General features: G+C 29.6%; 3 protein-coding genes. All 3 read left to right on the forward strand.

What is annotated here, in order from left to right:
* The first annotated feature begins 165 nt into the window (after positions 1-165).
* Positions 166-669: an ABC-three component system protein gene (locus K4H96_RS05025; RefSeq protein WP_227956389.1), complete on the forward strand. Its 504-nt coding sequence runs from the start codon at positions 166-168 to the stop codon at positions 667-669.
* On the forward strand, positions 662-1,384 hold the full coding sequence (locus tag K4H96_RS05030) for an ABC-three component system middle component 1 (protein WP_223336830.1): 723 nt from the start codon (positions 662-664) through the stop codon (positions 1,382-1,384). The genes K4H96_RS05025 and K4H96_RS05030 overlap by 8 nt, the downstream gene beginning before the upstream one ends.
* Positions 1,356-1,823 (forward strand): AAA family ATPase (locus tag K4H96_RS05035; RefSeq protein WP_227956390.1); only part of this gene is annotated, 468 nt, incomplete at its 3' end. The genes K4H96_RS05030 and K4H96_RS05035, both read left to right, overlap by 29 nt.

Consider the following 1,823-nt stretch of genomic DNA (forward strand, 5'->3'; position numbering starts at 1 on the left):
TCATTATTTCTAATTCTTTGAACAAGTTCCCCCACCTCTCCATTTTTGCATTTCTTATTAATTAAACTCAGTCGATAGCTTGACTTCGTTGAATTATAACGTAGCTCAGAAATATCAAAAAAATCCTGATTAATCTTTTTATAAAATTCATAAAATATTTCTTCTTTGATTACTGATATTTTAAATTTACCTGATAAAGGATTTCAACAGTTTCTTATTGATTTACATCCTCAAAAAGATATAAAGGGGGCATTGGATAATCAAACTATTTTTGAATTACTTGATCAAGACATCTTTGAAGAAATATTTTATGAATTTTATAAAAAGATTAATCAGGATTTTTTTGATATTTCTGAGCTACGTTATAATTCAACGAAGTCAAGCTATCGACTGAGTTTAATTAATAAGAAATGCAAAAATGGAGAGGTGGGGGAACTTGTTCAAAGAATTAGAAATAATGAGCAGTTTCTAAAGGCGAGCTTTGACGTAGATTATCTTGTAAATGGTCGTATAAACTCACCTTTATTTGAGCAGAGTCAATTAGATAATGGTTTGGAGCCACCATATAGGCAACGACCTTCCGAGAGGAATCGTCTATTTTCAAATCATCTTGAATTTATTGATATTGATAAAACGGTAAAAAAATTAATAGGAGAACAATATGAATGATTTTTTAGCTAGTATTATGGACTCTAGCGGATACAATCTGATTGAGGGTATCTCTTTGGAGCTATTTGGTAACGAACATGAATTTTTTCTTATTGAACATTTTGAGATAGGAGAAATTCAAGATTTTTTTAAAACTGAGAAATTAGAGAATTTGATTTCTCAGTTTCAAAAAGTAGATAATAAAATCCAAAAGAATACCTCCTTATTTATTTTAATAAAAGTAGATAATATTCATGAATTTTACAATCTCTACTTAAATAAAATACTATCCATTGAAGAGGACGAATACTATTTCAGGAAGTATGTTATTTTTTATACCGAAGAAGGTCTTGTAGAACTAAAGCCTGATGCTGATTCTTTACTTCAATACATTCAAGAAAACGATGATGATTCAGATGAAGAAAATTTATTTGATAAATTTGAGAAAAACATGTTTTTTGATGATAGCTATTTTATTGCTATGCAACTGATTATTAAGTTACCCTTTATTTCTCTCCCTCATTCCAATGACCACTTTGAAACAATTGAAGATAGAATAGAATCAAGAATCAAAACCGCGGAATTACTTCAGCAGGAAAAACAAGTAACTCAGATTTTAGAGTTGTTTAATAGTGATAAGATTGGTTCACAACTTGAAGATGCTACCATAATATATAGTTTACAACAAATTTTGGAGGATGGAGCTTGTGAAAATCAAGAAGATTTTACTTTATAATTTTAAGAATTTTAGACATGAAACGGTTATTGATTTTAGTGATAACATGACTTTCTTAGTTGGACCAAACGGATTTGGAAAGACGACGATTTTTGATGCAATAGAGCTAGGKTTGACAGGTGATATTTCTCGAATCAATCAAAATAATCCAGTGACTGGAGAAAATATCAAGTATAATAAACCTTTCTTCCAAAATGATATTTCTGAACCAGTGATTATAAAATTATGGTTGGAAAAATCAAATGTTAATCAATTGGTTCTTGTTCGAAAGTTGATAAATGATAGGCCAGACGGTGGAATTTTATACGCTCCGAAGAGGTCTATCGGTCAGTTTAAGTTGTTTCGGCAGGAAGAAGCAACTGATGAAAATTTTAGTAGCTTAGATAATGATATTAAATTGTCTGAAATAGAACAGACTACAATTGATAATTTTTTAGAG

The sequence above is a fragment of the Streptococcus sanguinis genome (assembly GCF_020729765.1).
In the GTDB taxonomy this organism is placed as follows: Bacteria; Bacillota; Bacilli; order Lactobacillales; family Streptococcaceae; genus Streptococcus; species Streptococcus sanguinis_Q.

What these genes read in the sequence shown, in the direction of transcription:
- K4H96_RS05030 (WP_223336830.1), top strand. Translation starts at nt 662, where the DNA reads ATGAATGATTTTTTAGCTAGTATTATGGACTCTAGCGGATACAATCTG.